This window comes from Streptomyces sp. Edi4, from assembly GCF_040253615.1.
GTDB lineage: Bacteria > Actinomycetota > Actinomycetes > Streptomycetales > Streptomycetaceae > Streptomyces.
This window is the reverse complement of record NZ_JBEJGY010000004.1, coordinates 570,376-586,392: the sequence shown is the minus strand read 5'-3', so window position 1 is coordinate 586,392 and position 16,017 is coordinate 570,376. Positions and strand designations below refer to the sequence as shown.

The 16,017-nt window shown below is 72.5% G+C and carries 13 protein-coding genes; 8 read left to right on the top strand and 5 right to left on the bottom strand.

Annotation, left to right across the window (positions count from 1 at the left end; translation table 11 throughout):
- Positions 1–26 precede the first annotated feature (26 nt).
- The 7 genes from ABR738_RS04610 to ABR738_RS04580 all read left to right on the top strand — a co-directional run bounded on the left by ABR738_RS04610 (position 27) and on the right by ABR738_RS04580 (position 8,818).
- Positions 27–962, top strand: coding sequence for a glycoside hydrolase family 25 protein (locus tag ABR738_RS04610; protein ID WP_350228680.1), 936 nt, complete (start codon positions 27–29; stop codon positions 960–962).
- Positions 963–1,099: 137 nt separating this feature from the next.
- Positions 1,100–2,716 carry an APC family permease gene (locus ABR738_RS04605; protein WP_350228679.1) on the top strand — a complete coding sequence of 539 codons (1,617 nt, stop codon included), beginning with the start codon at positions 1,100–1,102 and terminating at the stop codon, positions 2,714–2,716.
- Positions 2,717–2,936: 220 nt separating this feature from the next.
- On the top strand, positions 2,937–5,075 hold the full coding sequence (locus tag ABR738_RS04600; RefSeq protein ID WP_350228678.1) for a hypothetical protein: 2,139 nt from the start codon (positions 2,937–2,939) through the stop codon (positions 5,073–5,075).
- A 55-nt stretch (positions 5,076–5,130) separates the two neighbouring features.
- Positions 5,131–6,777, top strand: a complete 1,647-nt coding sequence (locus tag ABR738_RS04595) for an ABC transporter substrate-binding protein (RefSeq protein ID WP_350228677.1) — start codon at positions 5,131–5,133, stop codon at positions 6,775–6,777.
- A 136-nt stretch (positions 6,778–6,913) separates the two neighbouring features.
- Positions 6,914–7,399, top strand: coding sequence for an Asp23/Gls24 family envelope stress response protein (locus ABR738_RS04590; protein WP_502964032.1), 486 nt, complete (start codon positions 6,914–6,916; stop codon positions 7,397–7,399).
- A gap of 33 nt (positions 7,400–7,432) precedes the next feature.
- Positions 7,433–7,762 (top strand): YkvA family protein, encoded by a 330-nt coding sequence (locus ABR738_RS04585; protein WP_350228675.1) that lies wholly within the window; start codon positions 7,433–7,435, stop codon positions 7,760–7,762.
- A 117-nt stretch (positions 7,763–7,879) separates the two neighbouring features.
- Positions 7,880–8,818, top strand: a complete 939-nt coding sequence (locus ABR738_RS04580) for a class I SAM-dependent methyltransferase (RefSeq protein ID WP_350228674.1) — start codon at positions 7,880–7,882, stop codon at positions 8,816–8,818.
- 69 nt (positions 8,819–8,887) lie between these two features.
- Here ABR738_RS04580 and ABR738_RS04575 read toward each other — a convergent pair whose 3' ends face one another.
- A complete protein-coding gene (locus tag ABR738_RS04575; RefSeq protein ID WP_350228673.1) occupies positions 8,888–10,282 on the bottom strand; it encodes a hypothetical protein in 1,395 nt (464 codons plus the stop codon).
- A gap of 134 nt (positions 10,283–10,416) precedes the next feature.
- Positions 10,417–11,865, bottom strand: coding sequence for an amidase (locus ABR738_RS04570; RefSeq protein ID WP_350228672.1), 1,449 nt, complete (start codon positions 11,863–11,865; stop codon positions 10,417–10,419).
- A gap of 251 nt (positions 11,866–12,116) precedes the next feature.
- Here ABR738_RS04570 and ABR738_RS04565 point away from each other — a divergent pair, with 251 nt between their 5' ends.
- Positions 12,117–13,358: an MFS transporter gene (locus tag ABR738_RS04565; RefSeq protein ID WP_350228671.1), complete on the top strand. Its 1,242-nt coding sequence runs from the start codon at positions 12,117–12,119 to the stop codon at positions 13,356–13,358.
- Positions 13,359–13,407: 49 nt separating this feature from the next.
- Here ABR738_RS04565 and ABR738_RS04560 read toward each other — a convergent pair whose 3' ends face one another.
- The 3 genes from ABR738_RS04560 to ABR738_RS04550 form a co-directional block, all read right to left on the bottom strand.
- Positions 13,408–14,241, bottom strand: coding sequence for an alpha/beta fold hydrolase (locus ABR738_RS04560; protein ID WP_350228670.1), 834 nt, complete (start codon positions 14,239–14,241; stop codon positions 13,408–13,410).
- Positions 14,242–14,507: 266 nt separating this feature from the next.
- On the bottom strand, positions 14,508–14,891 hold the full coding sequence (locus ABR738_RS04555; RefSeq protein WP_350228669.1) for a tautomerase family protein: 384 nt from the start codon (positions 14,889–14,891) through the stop codon (positions 14,508–14,510).
- A 168-nt stretch (positions 14,892–15,059) separates the two neighbouring features.
- Positions 15,060–15,983 carry a glutaminase gene (locus ABR738_RS04550; protein ID WP_350234421.1) on the bottom strand — a complete coding sequence of 308 codons (924 nt, stop codon included), beginning with the start codon at positions 15,981–15,983 and terminating at the stop codon, positions 15,060–15,062.
- Positions 15,984–16,017 lie beyond the last annotated feature (34 nt).

Here is a 16,017-nt window from a genome sequence, read left to right as displayed (position 1 = left end):
TCCGGCCCGCTCGCGGAAGGCGTCAGATGGGGATCTACGGGCAGGACTGGGCTTCGTACCAGTCGTCGACACCGAGTACGAGCGGCCTGTCCTTCGCCTTCGTCAAGGTCAGCGAAGGACTCTCGTACATCAACCCGCGCTGGGTCTCCCAGCGCGATCACGCCAAGGCCAACGGGCTTGTGTGGGGCGGCTACCACTACCCGAACATGAACAACAGCGCCCGGGCCGAGGCCGACTACTTCATCGACCAGGTCGACTGGCGGCCCGGCGACGTCGTCATCCTCGACTGGGAGGGCTACGACACGGCCAACACCGGCGTGCCCAAGGCCACCCAACGCGCCTACAAGGACGCCTGGTTGCGCCGCGCCAAGAGCCGCCTGCCGCACAACCCCGTCGGCATGTACGCCAACCTCGACTACTGGTGGAACGTCGACCAGGACGGCTACTGCGCCGACTTCCTGTGGATCGCCACCGCCGGGCGCGCGGCCGGCGACCCCGGCATCCAGGCCCCCTGGCTCTTCCACCAGTACGGCGACTCCGGCGGACTCGACCGTGACTACTGCCACCTCGCCAGCACGGCTGAACTGCGCGCCTGGGCGCTCTCGTTCCAGCCCGCACCGCCTCACCAGCCCCCACCGCCCCATCAGGAGACCGACATGCCCCAATGGATCACCGGCCGCGTCGAACCGGGCGGCCAGCCCACCGTGGTCCTGCTCCCGCACGGCACCGCGTGGGACAGCTACAACCGCAGGCTGCACCTCGGCATGGACCAGATCACCGACGTCCCGGCGACCGGCTCGGTCCGGGTCGCCATCCACGACGGGAACATGTGGCGCGACATCGAAACCGTCCACCTGGCCTGCGCCAACGGCACCGTCGATGTGAACATCACCGGCAACGACCAGAAGCTGAGCCTGCAAACCGACATGGCGGGCGTCAGCTTCGCCGTCGAAGCCTGGTAGAACTCGGCCGCCCCTCCTCGCGGACACCTGGCGCGGAACATGACACGCTGAGCACGCTGGTGCTTGTGAGGTCATGTCCCACGCGGTCATGTCCCATGAGGTCATGTCCTGTAGGTCATACAAGGAGGCGGGTGCGCGTGCGGCCGACGCAGCCGGGGGAGAGCCCCGGGGTCCTGACGGTCCTCGGGGAGGAGCGAAGGCTCCGCAAGGAGCTCGGGTTCTGGAGCCTGACCGCGATCGGGTTCTCCAACATCCTCGGCTCCGGCTGGCTGTTCGCCGCCATGTTCGCCGCGCAGACCGCCGGGCCCGCCGTGCTGCTCTCCTGGGTCGCGGCCGGCGTCCTGTGCGCCCTGGTGGCGCTGGTCATGGTGGAGCTCGGCGCCACCCGCCCCGAAGGCGGCGGCACCGTGCGCTGGCCGCTGTACGCCAGCGGACGCCTGGTGGGCACCGTCATCGGCTGGTCGGTGCTGCTCTCGGTCGGCGGCACCGCGGCCGAGATCAGCGCGATCATGCAGTACGCCGCGCACTATCTGCCCGGGCTCTACGACCACGGCCGCCTCACCGGCGCGGGACTGGCCGTCGCCACCGCTCTGAGCGTGCTCCTGACAGCGCTCAACTGGTTCGCCGTGCGCGCCTTCGCGCGGCTCAACAACCTGGTCTCCCTGTTCAAGGTCCTCATCCCGGTCCTCACCGTGGTCGCCCTGTTCCTCTCGGGCACCCACGCCGGCCGCCTCACCGACCACGGCGGCTTCGCGCCGTACGGCTACGCTGCCTGCCTGACGGCGCTCGCCGGCGGCGGGATCGTCTACTCCGTCAACGGCTTCCAGGCACCCCTGGACTTCTCGGGCGAGGCCCGCGACCCGCGCCGTACCGTGCCGCTCGCCGTCCTGACCGGCATCGCTCTCGCGGTGCTGGTCTACCTCGGCCTCCAACTGGCCTTCCTCTTCACCGTCCCCGAATCCCTGCTCGGCCACGGCTGGCACGGCGTCAACTTCGACTCGCCCTTCGGGCAGCTGGCCCTCGTGCTCAACCTGCACTGGCTCGCCACCCTGCTCTACGCGGACGCCGTGGTCTCACCCGGCGGGTCGGCCTACGTCGGCGTCGCCATCGACGCCCGGCACACCTACGCCCTGGCCAAGAACGGTCTGCTGCCCCGCTTCTTCATGCGGATCGACCCCCGCTCCGGCATGGCCCGCAGGGCGCTGCTCCTCAACCTCGTGGTGATCATCCTGTTCATGCTGCCGTTCGGCGGCTGGCAGGACATCGTCAGCGTCATGGGTGACATGTATCTGCTCGTGTACGCGGCCTCCGCCGTGGCCGTCGCCGCGTTCCGCGCCCACGGCAAGGAGCGGGGCCTTCCGCCGGCGCAGGGACAGGTGGCAGGGGTGCACTGGATCGCGCCCGTCAGCTTCGTCGTGGCCAGCGAGTTCATCTACTGGTCCGGCTGGCACCACCTGCGGCTCGCCCTGCCCCTGGTCCTCGCGGGCGTACCCCTGTTCCTGATGCTGCGCCGCGACACCGAGGGCCGGTCGCCGCGTGAGGAACTCCGCAACGGCGCCTGGCTCGTCTTCCACCTCGCCGCTCTCACCCTGCTGTCCTGGCTCGGCACGTTCGGCACGGGTTCGGGCCGTCTGCCGGCGCCGTACGACTCCCTCGTGGTGGGCGTCCTCGCGCTCGCCGTCTTCGCCTGGGCGGTCCGCTCGGGGCGGGCCCATCTGCGCACCGCGCCCCTCACATCCCTGCCCGCTGAGTGACCCATGAGCGCCGCGTCAACTGCCCCATCGGAACCCGGAGTTGGGGCCGCCGCTTGACCGCCCCCGCCGCAAATCCCCGCAACTGCCCCACCAGCGCCGATCCGATCCGCCGATGTGCGCGAACACCCGTCGCAACGTGTCCCTGAGGTGTTACCTTCCGTGTCAATCGATGCGGAAGGTGCGCCTTGTGCGCGTCGGTTCCGGGGGGCGGTGAACACGGGTGGGGGATCTTGACGTGGCGGGGGGCGCCGACGCGTTCCTGCGGCACATGCTGTGGCGGTACCCGGGGCAACGGCAGCCGATCGTGGCGCTGCTCGGGCCCCGGCAGTCGGGCAAGACCGATCTGCTGCGCGCCGTGTCACGGGCCTGCGGCGCGACGGTGGTCCACGCGACGCTGGACTTCGACGAGAACCCGGTCGATCCGGTCTCGGCGGCCGCCCTCGCGGCCTTCCAGATGATGCGCGGCTGGGACAACCTGCGGCACGGACCGGTCTTCCACCGCTTCGGCCTCGGGCTCCTGGCCCTCAACGAGAACCTGGACGCCGACCGGGGGCGGGCGGCGGACCAGATACGCGAGCTCATCCAGCAGTACACCCGCAACACCCGGGGCGGCAGGGTCGCCCGGCAGCTGGAGCAGGCCGCGGCCACCACCATGGACGTCGTCGCCCAGGGAGCGCTGAGCCCGCTCGTGTCCGGGCCCGCCCGCGAGGTCGTCTCCGCCGTCCGCGAGCGGGCCAAGCCGGTCATCGGGTCCCTGTTGCAGAGCGCCGCGCGCTGGGGCGTACGGGACGCGCTGCGCTGGCACAACACCGTTCCCGAAGCCGAGTCCGCCCGCTCCATCGACGCGCTGATCAGGCTGAGTTCCACTTCACGGTCCCAGGGTGTCGGCCCCCTGATGGCCGCCTTCCTCGCCGACGTCAAGGACCAGGCCGAGCGCCACCCGCCGCTGCGTTCCGCGTGCTCCTGCGTGCTGCCGGTCCGGGGCGCGCGCGGGGACCGGCACGACCACGCCTGGGTGCTCCTGGTGGACGGCGCGCAGACCCCCGCCGGGCGGCGCTTCGTGAGCGAACTCGCCGCCGCGCGACCGCGCAACCAGCTGGCGGACCCGGACGGTTCGGGCGCCGCCGACCCGCTCCTCGTGCTCGCCGCGTGCGGACAGTGGCAGTCCGAATGGACGTCGTGGTGGTGCGAACCCTGGCGCTCCACCCCACTTGCCGCCACGCCGCAACGCCGCGTACCGCTGCTGTCCCGGGCGACCCGCGCCCTGTGGGCCCGGGGCAACGACGCGGCCGTCGGCGTCGAGCGCGCCCCCACAGCCGCCTGGTGGTATCCCGTGTGGCTCGACCCGATGACCGAGGACCAGGTCGCCTACACGATGGACCGCTCCGATCCCTCCTCCGGCCGGCCCCTTCCCGCCTCCGTCGTGCACCGCCTCACCGGCGGCCACCGGGGCGCCGTCTCCACCGTCCTCGGCGAACCCGTCGGCGCCCAGCACCCGCCGCGCGGAACGGGACCCGCGCTCTCGCTGACAGCGCCGGCCGACGAGGAGGGCACACCGCTGTGGGCGCACGCCCTGGAGACCAGCCTGCCCGAAGGACTGACCGTCCCCGGCGCCGCGTGGAGCACCGCGCCCGCGGTGGTGCTCGCCGCCGCGTACCTCGCCGACGTACGCACCGCGCACGACCCGAGGCTGCCCGAGACCTCCACGGAACTGCCCCGCAGCCTTGAACTCCTGCGCCGCGACCTCTGGGTGAGCACCTTCACCCACCGCCCCTCGCGCATCCGGGGGATCGGCTGGGGCGACGACGCCGACGGCCCCGCCACGCTGCACCCGTGGCTCGCCCGTTCCGTCCTGACCGCTCTGAACGCCGCGCGCCCGGCGCGCGCGGACGAGGTGAACCCCTGGCACGACGTGTTCGCGGGGCAGGCACACGCGCTGGCCGCGCTCCCGGTGACGGGCGGTGACGCGGCGGCCGTGGAGCGACGGCTCTTCCACGACCTGGCCCTCGGCCGCTTCACGCCGGTCGCCGAGGCCCTGGCCGACCGCTTCGACGAGGACCACCGGGCGTGGATCCGCCTGCTCGACTACCTCTCCTCCGCCCCCTGCCGGCTGCTGTACAAGCGCTCGCCCCAGGAGGCGTACGCCCTGCTCCTGGACGGTGTCGGGGACGGCGGCCAGAGCGTCCGCGCGGTGGCGACCGCCAAACTGCTCGCCCTGCTGTGGCTCTACAACGACCCGCTCACCGAGCACACCCGGCGCTGGGACGGCGAGATACAGGAATCGTTCACCCGCCTCGCGCACAACTCCCGTCTGCTGGACGTCAGTCCGCTCCAGCAGGCGGCGGCCGCCTTCGCCTAGCCCCGCGGCGGCCGCGGCGTGCCCGCGTCCGCCGATCGCACCGCAAGGAGTGTCCATGCCACCCGCTGTAGGCAATCCCCGCTTCGGCCGGCTGCGCCGTCACCCGGTCCTCACGGTCCTCGCGGCGCTCGTGATCCTCACCGGCCTCGTCTTCGGCGGCCGCTGGGGCTGGGGCCGGCTGTTCCCGCCGTCGCTGACCTGCGGCGCGGGCATGACCGCTACCGGAACACCGCTCGCCTGTGCCGGAGTGAACCTCGACAGCGCGCCCTTCACCGACCACGAGCCCACCCGCATGCGGGAGTTGGAGAAAATGGTCCAGGCGGCCAACGACGGCGTGAAGGGCCCGTACACCAGCATCGTGCTGATGCTGGATCTCTCGCCCGTGTCCGACGTGGACACCCTCACCTACGGTTCCCTCTATCCCAACATCGAAGGGGCCCTCACCGCCGTGTGGCGGGCCAACAACACGGCCGCCTACGGCAGTACACCCGCCATCAAGCTGTACCTCGCCAACATGGGCAGCCAGTACGCCGACTGGCAGGTGACGGTGGACCGGCTGAAGGAGAAGGCCAACGCCGAGCACGTCTCGGCGGTCGTCGGTCTCGGCCAGAGCACCGAGCAGTCACGGCACGCCGCGGCCGCGATCTCCTCCCAACTGCACATCCCGGTCATCGGATCCACGGTCACGGGTGACTCGATGAGCATCGACCCCTCCGACCCCGCCGGCAAGAAGCGGATCACCGACCTGTTCCGGGTCTCCCCGACCAACGCGGACTCGGTGATCGCCGCGACCCAGTACGTCTCCACCCTCAAGCCGGCCGTGACCTCGCTCGCCGTCGTCGCGGACAGCGTCAGCGGCGACGACTACACCCAGACGCTCGCCGAGGCGGCCAAGACGGGCTTTCGGGCCCAGAACCGCACCGTGACCGTGCTTCCGTACACCTCGCCCGGCGATCTGTCCGCGGGCTCGGGCCGTCAGGACTATCTGGTGCAGCAGTTCAACCTCATGCACGCGAACCTGTGCCAGGCCAATCCGTCCGTGGTGTACTTCGCGGGCCGGGGCCGCGACCTCGGCGCGTTCGTGGAGAACTGGGTGCAGGGCGCGCCGTGCGGGATCTCCCAGCTGCACATCCTCGCCGGTGACGACGCTTCGGAGAGCATCCACGACAAGGGGGTGCTGGGCGGCATCGCATCGGGCCGGGTCACCGTGGCCTACACCGCGCTCGCCAGCCCGGACGAGTGGGGCACCGAGTGTCCCGGCTCCGACGCCAAGCACAACTACGACCAGTTCTGGGCCGCCTTCACCGGACGGCCCGACCCCTGCACCGGCCAGCAACTGACGGCGGACAAGGACGTGCCGACGCTGTCCTTCGACCCGGTGGACCTGGGGAGCGGCCAGGCCATGCTCACCCACGACGCGGCCGTGGCGGCGATCAGCGCTGGCCGGCACGATGCCGCGGGGCTGCGCAATCCCGGCCTCCAGACCGGCATCCTGCACCAGTTCTACTGCGCGCAGATGCTGCCGGGGGCCAGCGGATGGCTCTCGTTCGGCAGTGACGGCGCCCCTGCGGGCAAGCCCACCCCCGTCGTCCAGCTCGGCTCGGACGGCACGACCAGAACGGTCGCCCTGACCTGGCCCCCCGACGGCACACCCAACCTCAGCCTGCCCCAGCGCGGCGGCAAGGGGGCACCGGGCTGCTGACCCGCGCGCCGCACCGGGCGGCGCCTCGCTCCACGCGGGCGCCCCCGGACCCGCATGATCCGCCGAAGGCACGGTACCCGGAGAGGGAAGGGGCGGCCGGCCGGGCCGCCCAGCACTCCCCAAGGAGGTGGCTTCCATGGCGGAGCCGATGGGCCAGACCCTGCGCAAGCCCGAGACGGACGAATTCCGCACGCCCCCGCAGAGCACCACCCTGGAGCCGGCGAAGAGCGGCCCGGGACAGACCCCCGCGACCCGGGGCCGCACCACCATCGCCGGCGGGGTCGTGGAGAAGATCGCGGCGCTCGCGGCCCGCGAGGTGCCGGGCGTCAACGCCATGGGCAGCGGCCTCGCCCGTACCCTCGGCGCGATACGGCCGGGCCGGGCGCCGGTCACGCGCGGCGTCAAGGTCGAGGTCGGTGAACGGCAGACCGCCATCGACCTGGAGATCGTCGTCGAGTACGGCGTGAGCATCACCGAGGTGGCCGCCGAGATCCGGCTGAACGTCATCGCGGCGGTGGAGCGCATGACGGAACTGGAGGTCGTCGAGGTGAACATCGCCGTGAGCGATGTCCATCTGCCCGACGAGAGCGAGCCGGAGTCCGCCGAGAGCCGGCTTCAGTAGCATCCCCGCCAAGAAGCGACGGAAGGCGGCTCGATGAGCACCGAAGTGACCGCGGGCCTGGTTCTGGCGGGCCTGGTACTCCTGGCGGCCGCCGTGGCGGCGGTCGTCCTGACGGTACGCCTGGTCCGTGCCCGCAAGATCCTCCGGGACGCCGGGATCCCGCTGACGCACAAAGCCGCCTTCTGGGGCGCCCTCGCCTATGTGATCAGCCCCGTCGACCTCCTGCCCGACCCGGTCTACCTGGACGACGTCGGTGTCCTGCTGCTCGCGCTGCGCGTCCTGCACACGGCGGCGGCCGCACCGCGCGGATCGCGTGAGCTCGACCGCGAGTGGGCGGGTCCGCGCGCGGGCCGGCCGAAGTGACCCGGCTCAGGACGCGCGCGCCCGCCTGCGGCACGGCAGTAGACGCTTCGTAACAGATCGTCCCGGGACCGGCAACGATAGTTGCCGGTGCTGTGCGGCGGGGGCACGCTCCCGGACATGAGCACACACCACAACTCGGCCGTTGACTCGGCACCCCGCGACGGTCACGAGCACGGGCACCACCACGGTGATCTCGACTGGGAGGCGATGGCCGCACATCTGGAGAACAGCGGTGAACTCCAGCTTCCGGTGCTGCGCCAAACGGCTGCCCGTCTGGGGGAACTGCTGGATCCCGGACATGCGGTGCGCCGAGTCCTCGACATCGGCAGCGGCCCGGGCGTGATGACCTGCGTGCTGGCCGAGGCATTCGCCGGCGCCGAGGTCGTCGCCGTGGACGGCGCGCCCGCGCTCCTTGACCACACGCTGGCCCGCGCCGAAAGACTGGGAGTCGGCGCGCGGGTGTCGGCCCGGCACGCGGAGCTGCCCGGCGCTCTGGAGGGCGACGGGGCCGGGGAAGGCGGCGTGGGCCGGGCGGATCTGGTCTGGAGCAGCAAGGCCGTGCACCATCTCGGCGACCAGCAGGGCGCGTTGGACGCGCTGGCCGGTGTGCTGAACCCCGGCGGCCTGCTCGCCGTGGCCGAGGGCGGGCTGCCCGTGCGCTGCCTCCCGCGCGACATCGGCCTCGGCAGGCCGGGGTTCCAGGCGCGGCTCGACGCCGTCCAGGAGCACTGGTTCGAGATCATGCGGACCGAACTGCCGGGCAGCGCCTCGGTGGTCGAGGACTGGCCCGCGATGCTGAGCCGGGCCGGGCTCGTGCGGACCGGCAGCTTCACGCTTCTGCTGGACCTGCCGGCCCCGCTGGGTGAGCAGGGCCGCCAGTTCCTGCACGACCAGCTGACGCGGCTGCGCGAGAAGATGAGTGAGTCCCTGGACGCGGAGGACCGCAAGACCCTCGACGTCCTGCTCGACTCCGAATCCCCCGAGGGGATCCTGCACCGGCCCGACGCGTTCCTGCTCTCGGCCACCACCGTGCACACGGGCGTGCGTCCGGCCTGATGCCCGGCGCCCGGCCGGGCGAGCCCGGTCCGGCCCACCCGCGAGCCCGGCCGGACCGGGTGAGAGGCCCTACCCCGCGGCGTGTCCCCGCGCGAGCGGCCACTCGCGGTGCAGGGTGCCGAGGGGGATGCGGTGCTCGATCACCGGCGTACCGAAGAGGGCCAGCTGGAATTCGAGCCGGCCGCTCAGGTCGAAGCCGCCGTACACCGCCCAGGACGCGGCGGCCGACGCCTTGCCGTCACTGGACGCGGTCGCCCTGGCGTCGGCTTCGCCCCGCAGGTACGGGGCGAAGCCGGCGGTGACCCCGACGGCCCCGTACAGGCCGACGGACGCCTCGGCGCCGAGCGCTCCGTTGACCTTGCCTGTGGCGGACACACTCGCGTTCACCGGCGTGCTGTGCACGTCCGATGTGCTGACCGGCGCCCAGCCCTTGCCCGCGGTGTAACCGCCGCCGACACGGAAGTCGCCCTTGACGTCCTGCTGAACGTCGAGGGTCACCCGGCCGTCGGCCTCCACCTGCACGTAGCAGGTCAGGTCGAGGTTGACGACGACGGGCACCGGGCCCACCTGGATGACCGGAGCGCTGTGCAGCTTGGCGAACGGGATCCTCTTGGGCGTGCCCGTGCTCGCGGCGGCCCGGCCCTTGAGCGCCCACCGCGAGGACCAGTCACCGCTCATGCCGAGGAATGCCGAACGGACGCCGGCGCCGCCCGGCTTGCCGCCGTCGTAGGCGAACTCCACCTGGGGAGCGAGCTGGACGAAGCCGGAGACCGACGCGGCCGCCGACGCGGGGGCGTCCTTGGCGGTGTCCACCGCCGCGTTCACGTCCAGGCGCAGATTGCCCATCGCCAGCTTGGCGCCCTGCGGGCCGAACCGTACGCCCTGGCCCTTGGCCCAGGAGAAGGTGACGCCCTTCAGGAGGGGTACGACCGTGACGGACGCCGGGTCGACCGCCACCTGGCCGTCGGCCCTGTCGTCCTTGAGGACCGTGTCCAGGGTGGTGGCGGCGGTCTTCACCTCGGTGCCGCGGTCGGTCCTGCCCACGACCTCGGTGACCTTGGCGAGCAGTCCGTCGGGGGCGCCGGGCGCGGGTGCGCTCGCGATGACGTCGCCCACGGCGACCGGCTTGGCGGGCCCGGTGGAGTGGCTCGGCTTCGCGGTGGGCGCCTGCGGTGAGCCGGATATGACGGCGCGTCCGCTCGCCTTGTCGTAGGAGGCGACCTTCAGCGAGGACTTCTCCGGCCGGCTCGTGCCGGTACGGGTGCGGGCCAGCGGCGTCGGCGCGGACGAGCCCTGGGGGGCCGCGTTCACTTCGAGCTGCTGGGCGTCCTGCGCCGTCGAGGCGGGGACGTCGGCGCCCGCCTGCCCGGCCGCCGGGGTGTGACCCGGCGCCGAGCAGCCCGTGCCGGCCAGGGCGAGCGCGGTCAGGCCGGGGAGCAGGAGGCGTCTGGTGAGCGTGCGCACGTAGGTGAGACCTTCGGGTCGGGGAGTGGCCGTTACCGACAGGTAACGTGAAGATGATCATGTCACGCGCGCGTGGCGCCGGTCATCTCCGGACCCCTCAACTCCTCTGCGGGGAAGGTCTATTGAAGATTCATCTAGGAACCCTGAGCGGGTGCGGTCGCGCCACCGGTCAGGGGCGCCGTGCGCTCCCAGGGACGCATCTGCTCCAACTGGGCTGCCAGATCGAGGAGTTGGTGCTCCGAGCCGGGCCGACCCACCAGCTGGACGGAGCCGGGAAGACCGGTGGGCAACACACCGAAGGGCACCGCGAGGGCGGGCCGTCCCGACAGGTTCCACGGCGGGGTCATCGGCGAGCACGCGGTGTTGACCAGCACATTGGCCAGCCAGCCGCGCTCGTGCCAGGCATCGGCCGCGGGGCCCCGACGCGCGAGGGCGGGGGTGATCAGCACGTCGTACCGCGTGAAGAACGGCTCCAGGCGGCGGTTGAGCGCCGCCTTGTGGTCCGACCGCAGCATGCCGAGCCGCGCGGCGAACCGTCCCAGCGCCGCGTGGCGCCGGGTGCGGGGTGTCAGCAGCCGGGGATCGAGGCCTTCGGCGTCCTGGGCCGTGCCACCCGTCCAGCGGGCGAGGACGACCGTGCCCAGGGAGAGCGGATACGGCGGGTGGGCGAGCGTCACCTCGTGCCCCGCCCTGGCCAGCGCCCCGGCCGCCTCGCGTGCGAGGGCGGCGTACCGCGCCGCGACCCGTACGCCGGGAATGGGGCTGCGCATCGAGAACGCGACGGCGAGCCTGGCGGAGGCCGGAGCTGCCTGACCGCCGTCCCCCTCGCCACCACCCCCCGGCCCAGCGCCCGCGGGCGACCGCACGGTCCGCGTCCCGAAGTCCTCGGCCGCTTCGCCGGCGAGCACGGAGAACATCAGCCGCGCGTCCGCCACCGTCGTCGCCAGCGGGCCGTTCTCCGACATGCCGTACCAGCCGCCGCCGAGCTCGCGCGGGACCCGGCCGCTTCCCGGCTTGAGGCCGACGAGGCCGCAGTGCGCGGCGGGTATGCGCAGGGATCCCATGCCGTCGTTGCCCAGCGCGAGCGGCACGAACCCGGCGGCGACCGCGGCCGCGCTGCCGCCCGAGGAGCCGCCCGGCGTGCGCGTCAGGTCCCAGGGATTGCGGGCGATGCCGTACACGCCGTCCGTGGTGCCGAAGACACACAGCTCCGGTACGTGGGTGAGGCCCACCACCACCGCGCCCGCCGCGCGCAGCCGGGCCACCAGGACATGGTCGGCGGCGGCCGGCTCCGTCGACGTGGCCGCCGAACCGTTGCGCGTGCTCTCACCACGCACCGGCACGTTGTCCTTGACCGCCACGGGCACGCCCGCCAGCGGCAGGCCGGCAAGATCGGCCCGCGCGCCGACCGCGTCGGCCTCCGCGAGGGCGGCCTCGGCGCGCACCACCCGGAACGCGCCGATTCGGCCGTCCCCCTCGGCGATCCTGGCCAGGTGATCGGCGACCACCTCACGCGGCGAGACCTCCTCGCGGCGCACCGCGTCGGCTATCTCGACAGCCGTGCGGCCTGCCCATGTGGTCACGGGAACTCCTCTGTGTTGGCCGTCGTCGATCGTCACGAAGGCTGAGGAGGCCACTGTGGAGGGCGGCCGTGGAGTCTGTCGACACCATGGTCTTCATCCGGGGCGGACCGTCCGGTTTTTGCCCGTCGGGCAAGGCGCGCCTGCCCGGTTGTGGCGCCAAGCCGGGCGGTTGTTTGACTCGCCGGCGCGCCGGACGCTTTGATCCCGCTGGTCACCGTGGGTGTGCCACGGGAGCGGCGGAGGGTGTGCGGGTGGACGGGCGACGGTCGTTGGGGCGGCGGTTCGGGTGGCTGTGGGCCGCCTACGGAGTCAGCACGGTCGGCACGATGCTGGCCTTCGACGCGTTCTCGATGATCGCCATCATCGTTCTGCACGCCGGGCCGGCCGCCGTGTCCGCGCTCGCCGCGAGCGGCCTCGCGGTGGGCGCGCTGCTCGCGGTGCCGCTCGGCCCGTGGGTGGAGTTCCGGCCCAAGCGGCCGGTGATGATCGCGGCGGACCTCGTACGGTTCGCGGCGGTGCTCAGCGTGCCCGCCGCGTTCGCGCTCGGCCGGCTCGGCTTCGCTCAGCTCGTGATCGTCTCGGTCGTGGTCAGCGCGGCCGACATCGCCTTCCGGGCCGCGAGCGGCGCGTGCCTGAAGGCGCTCCTGCCGCCCGACGACCTGCTCGTCGCCAACGGCAGATTCGAATCCACCATGTGGACCGCCACCATGGCCGGGCCCCCGCTCGGAGGCCTCGCGGTCGCGCTGTTCGGGCCGATGACCACCGTGACGGCCGACGCGGTCAGCTATCTGCTCTCCGCGTCCGGGATCCGGGCGATGGGCCGCGACGAGGCACGGCCCGCCCGCGCCGGCGCCCGGATCAGGCCCGGCGACCTGATCGAGGGCTGGCGGCACATCCTGCGCCATCCGACGCTGCGTCCGCTGTTCTTCAACACCCTCGTGGTCAACGCTCTGATCATGGCGATCATGCCGCCGCTCGCCTCGCTCATGCTCGGCCCGCTCGGCTTCCCGCTCTGGCAGTACGGTCTGGCATTCGGCGCGCCCTGCGTGGGCGGCCTCATCGGCGCCCGGCTCGCGCGCCGGCTCGTGGCGCGCTTCGGGCAGCACCGGGTCATGATGACCAGCGGGGTGCTGCGCGCCTGTTGGGTCCTCGGCCTGGTGCTGGTGCGGCCCGGGGTCGTCGGGCTGGTGCTCGTGGCCACCGTCGAACTCGGTCTCATCACCTCCTGCGGCGTCTTCAACCCGGTGTTCTCCACCTACCGGCTCGAACAGACCGGCACGGACGTGGTGGCCCGCACCCTGTCCGCGTGGACGGTCACCGGCAAGGCGACCACCGCGGGCCTGACCGCGCTGTGGGGCGTGCTGGCGGGACTGGCCGGGCCGCGCACCGCGATCGCGGTCGCCGGCGTCCTCATGCTGGCCACGCCGTTCCTGCTGCCCCGGCGCGCGCCCGTACCGACGCGGGAGCCGGCCGCCGCACCGAGCGGCGCCTGAGGGCCGGGGCGGGCCCTCGCTCGACCCGTCTGAGGCCCGGCGCGGGACGTCAGGCGGCCGCGATGAACTCCCGCAGATCGGCGTTGAGTTGATCGGCGTGCGTGACGTACAGGCCATGGCCTGCGTTCTCGTACACCCTGAAGGTGCTGTCGGGGATCAGGCCGGCGACGCGACGTCCGGTGAGGGCGATGGGAGCGGAGGCGTCCTGGTCGCCGTGGACCACGAGGGCGGGCACGTCGATCTTCCGCGCCTCGCCCGCCATGTCCAGGGTGACGAAGTTGGCCAGGACGGCGGTCGCGGCGCGCGCGGTGGCGCCGTGACAGTCCCGGATGACGTTTTCCACGTACGCGTCCGAGACGTCGTTGCCGGGCAGCCCGAGGGCGAAGCAGCCGGCGGCGCCCGACGCGAAGAACGCGGCGCGGTCCTTGCGGAACGTCTCGTTCAGCGCCTCGATCGTCCCGGCGGGCAGCCCGTCGGGATTCTCGGCGCACCGCACGATGCCGGGCGCCATCCCGCCGACCAGGGCGAGCCGCGCCACCCGCCCGCTGCCGTGCCGGGTGAGGAGGCGAACGGCCTCGGCCGCGCCGAGCGAGTGGCCGATCAGGGTGACGTCGCGCAGGCCGAGATGGTCCAGGAGCGCGCCGAGGTCGTCGGTGAGCGTGTCGAGGTCGTAGCCGCCCCACACGTCCTGCGACTTGCCGTGACCGCGGCGGTCGAGCCCCACGCAGCGGTACCCCTCGGCGGCGAGCGGCAGCATCTGGAACTCCCACATCTCGGTGCCGAAGTAGGCGCTGTTGACGAAGACCAGCGTGGGCCCCTCGCCCGGCCCGTAGTCGATGAAGTGGAGCTGGGTCTCGTCGGTGGGCGTGGTGAAGTACGGCATGGAAGCCTCCCCGTTCGGTGCCGCGATCCGCCGGCGCGGCGGGGCGTGCGCCCACTGTGGCCCGGGGTGGGGTCGGAGCGCGATTACGTCGGAGGTAAGGGCTAGGGGGTGTCTGGTGGATCAGGGTCGGTCAGGGCGCGGCGTCTGGTGCGGTGCATCGCAAGGCGCCGGAGCGTCTTGATAGCGGAGCTATCGGGGCGATTCGGTAACGCCACGAGGTGCCGTGCCAGACGCCGCGCCCCCGGCCATGGTCCACCAGACACCCCCTAGGGGCAGTACTGGGCCAGCCCGTTGCCGAGCGACCAGTCGATGGACTCGTTCTCGGTGAGCGTGACGAAGACGTTGCGCGGCTCCGTCCCCGCGTACGCGTGCGCGAGCTCGGCGATGCGGCGGTAGAGCGCCCGCTTCTGTTCGGCCCTCCGGCCTCGGCGCAGGGTGATCGCCACGTACACGATGCCGGCGTCGCGCCGGACGCCGAGATAGTCGTCGTAGCGCAGTGTGCCGCGGGTTCCGTCGTGGGCGGTCAGTACCTGGAACCGGTCGTCGGGCGGAATGCCGATCGTCTCGGTCAGGGCGTCGTGCACGGCGCGGCCCAGCGCGTCGAGACGGGCGTGGTCGGCGCCGAGCGCGTCGATGCGGACGAATGGCATGAGGGCTCCCTTGGGGGCATGGACCGGATGGGATCGGTCGGGGCGGGTCGTGGGCGTGTACATACTAGTAGGTACAACTGGGGCGCGTCGGAGAGGAGGGGCGCGCGTCACCGGTGCGGGCGCGTTCGGGCGGGAACGAGGTGGGGCGGCGGGGCCTCGCGGGAGGCGTCAGAACACGGACAGGCCCGTGAGCGTGGTGAAGCGGTCCAGGGCTGCCACGCCGGCCACCGAGTTGCCGCGTTCGTCCAGGCCGGGGCTCCACACGCACACCGTGCAGCGGCCGGGGACCACCGCGATGATGCCGCCGCCCACGCCGCTCTTGCCCGGCAGGCCCACGCGGTGCGCGAAGTCGCCCGCCGCGTCATAGGTGCCGCAGGTCAGCATGACCGCGTTGACCTGCTTGGCGCGGCTGCGGGTGAGCAGGTGCGAGCCGTCGGCCCGTATCCCGTGGCGGGCCAGGAATCCGGCGGCCCGCGCCAGGTCGGCGCAGGACGCCTCGAGGGCGCACTGACGGATGTACTGGTCGAGCAGGGCGGGGACGGGGGTGGTGATGTTGCCGTACGACGCCATGAAATGGGCGAGCGCCGCGTTGCGGTCGCTGTGGGCGGCCTCGGACGCGGCGACCTCTTCGTCGAAGGTGAGCGCGGCGTTGCCGGACTCGGCCCGCAGGAAGGCGCGCAGCGTCTCGGCGGCGTCCCCGGTCAGCCGCTGGAGACGGTCGGTCACGACGAGAGCGCCCGCGTTGATGAACGGGTTGCGCGGGATGCCGTCCTCGTACTCCAGCTGCACCAGGGAGTTGAAGGGGTTGCCCGAAGGCTCGCGACCGACGTGTTCCCACAGCTCGTCGCCCTCGAGGGACAGGCACAGCGCGAGAGTGAACACTTTGGTGATGGACTGCGTGGAGAAGGGGTGCTGCCAGTCGCCCACTCCGTACACCGTGCCGTCCAGCTCGGCGACGGCCATGCCGAAGCGGCGGGGGTCGGCCGAGGCGAGGACGGGGATGTAGTCGGCCGGACGGCCCCGGCCCGGCGTGGCCGCGATCTCGGCGGCGATGCGGTCCAGGACCGGCTGAAAGGACGAGGACACGCTCAACTTGTTCTGCTCCGGCTGCTTACTCTGCTGCGAC

Coding starts and splice junctions, on each gene's coding strand:
- ABR738_RS04610 (WP_350228680.1), top strand. CDS start 27: ATGGGGATCTACGGGCAGGACTGGGCTTCGTACCAGTCGTCGACACCG.
- ABR738_RS04595 (WP_350228677.1), top strand. CDS start 5,131: ATGCCACCCGCTGTAGGCAATCCCCGCTTCGGCCGGCTGCGCCGTCAC.
- ABR738_RS04590 (WP_502964032.1), top strand. CDS start 6,914: ATGGCGGAGCCGATGGGCCAGACCCTGCGCAAGCCCGAGACGGACGAA.
- ABR738_RS04585 (WP_350228675.1), top strand. CDS start 7,433: ATGAGCACCGAAGTGACCGCGGGCCTGGTTCTGGCGGGCCTGGTACTC.
- ABR738_RS04580 (WP_350228674.1), top strand. CDS start 7,880: ATGAGCACACACCACAACTCGGCCGTTGACTCGGCACCCCGCGACGGT.
- ABR738_RS04560 (WP_350228670.1), bottom strand. CDS start 14,241: ATGCCGTACTTCACCACGCCCACCGACGAGACCCAGCTCCACTTCATC.
- ABR738_RS04555 (WP_350228669.1), bottom strand. CDS start 14,891: ATGCCATTCGTCCGCATCGACGCGCTCGGCGCCGACCACGCCCGTCTC.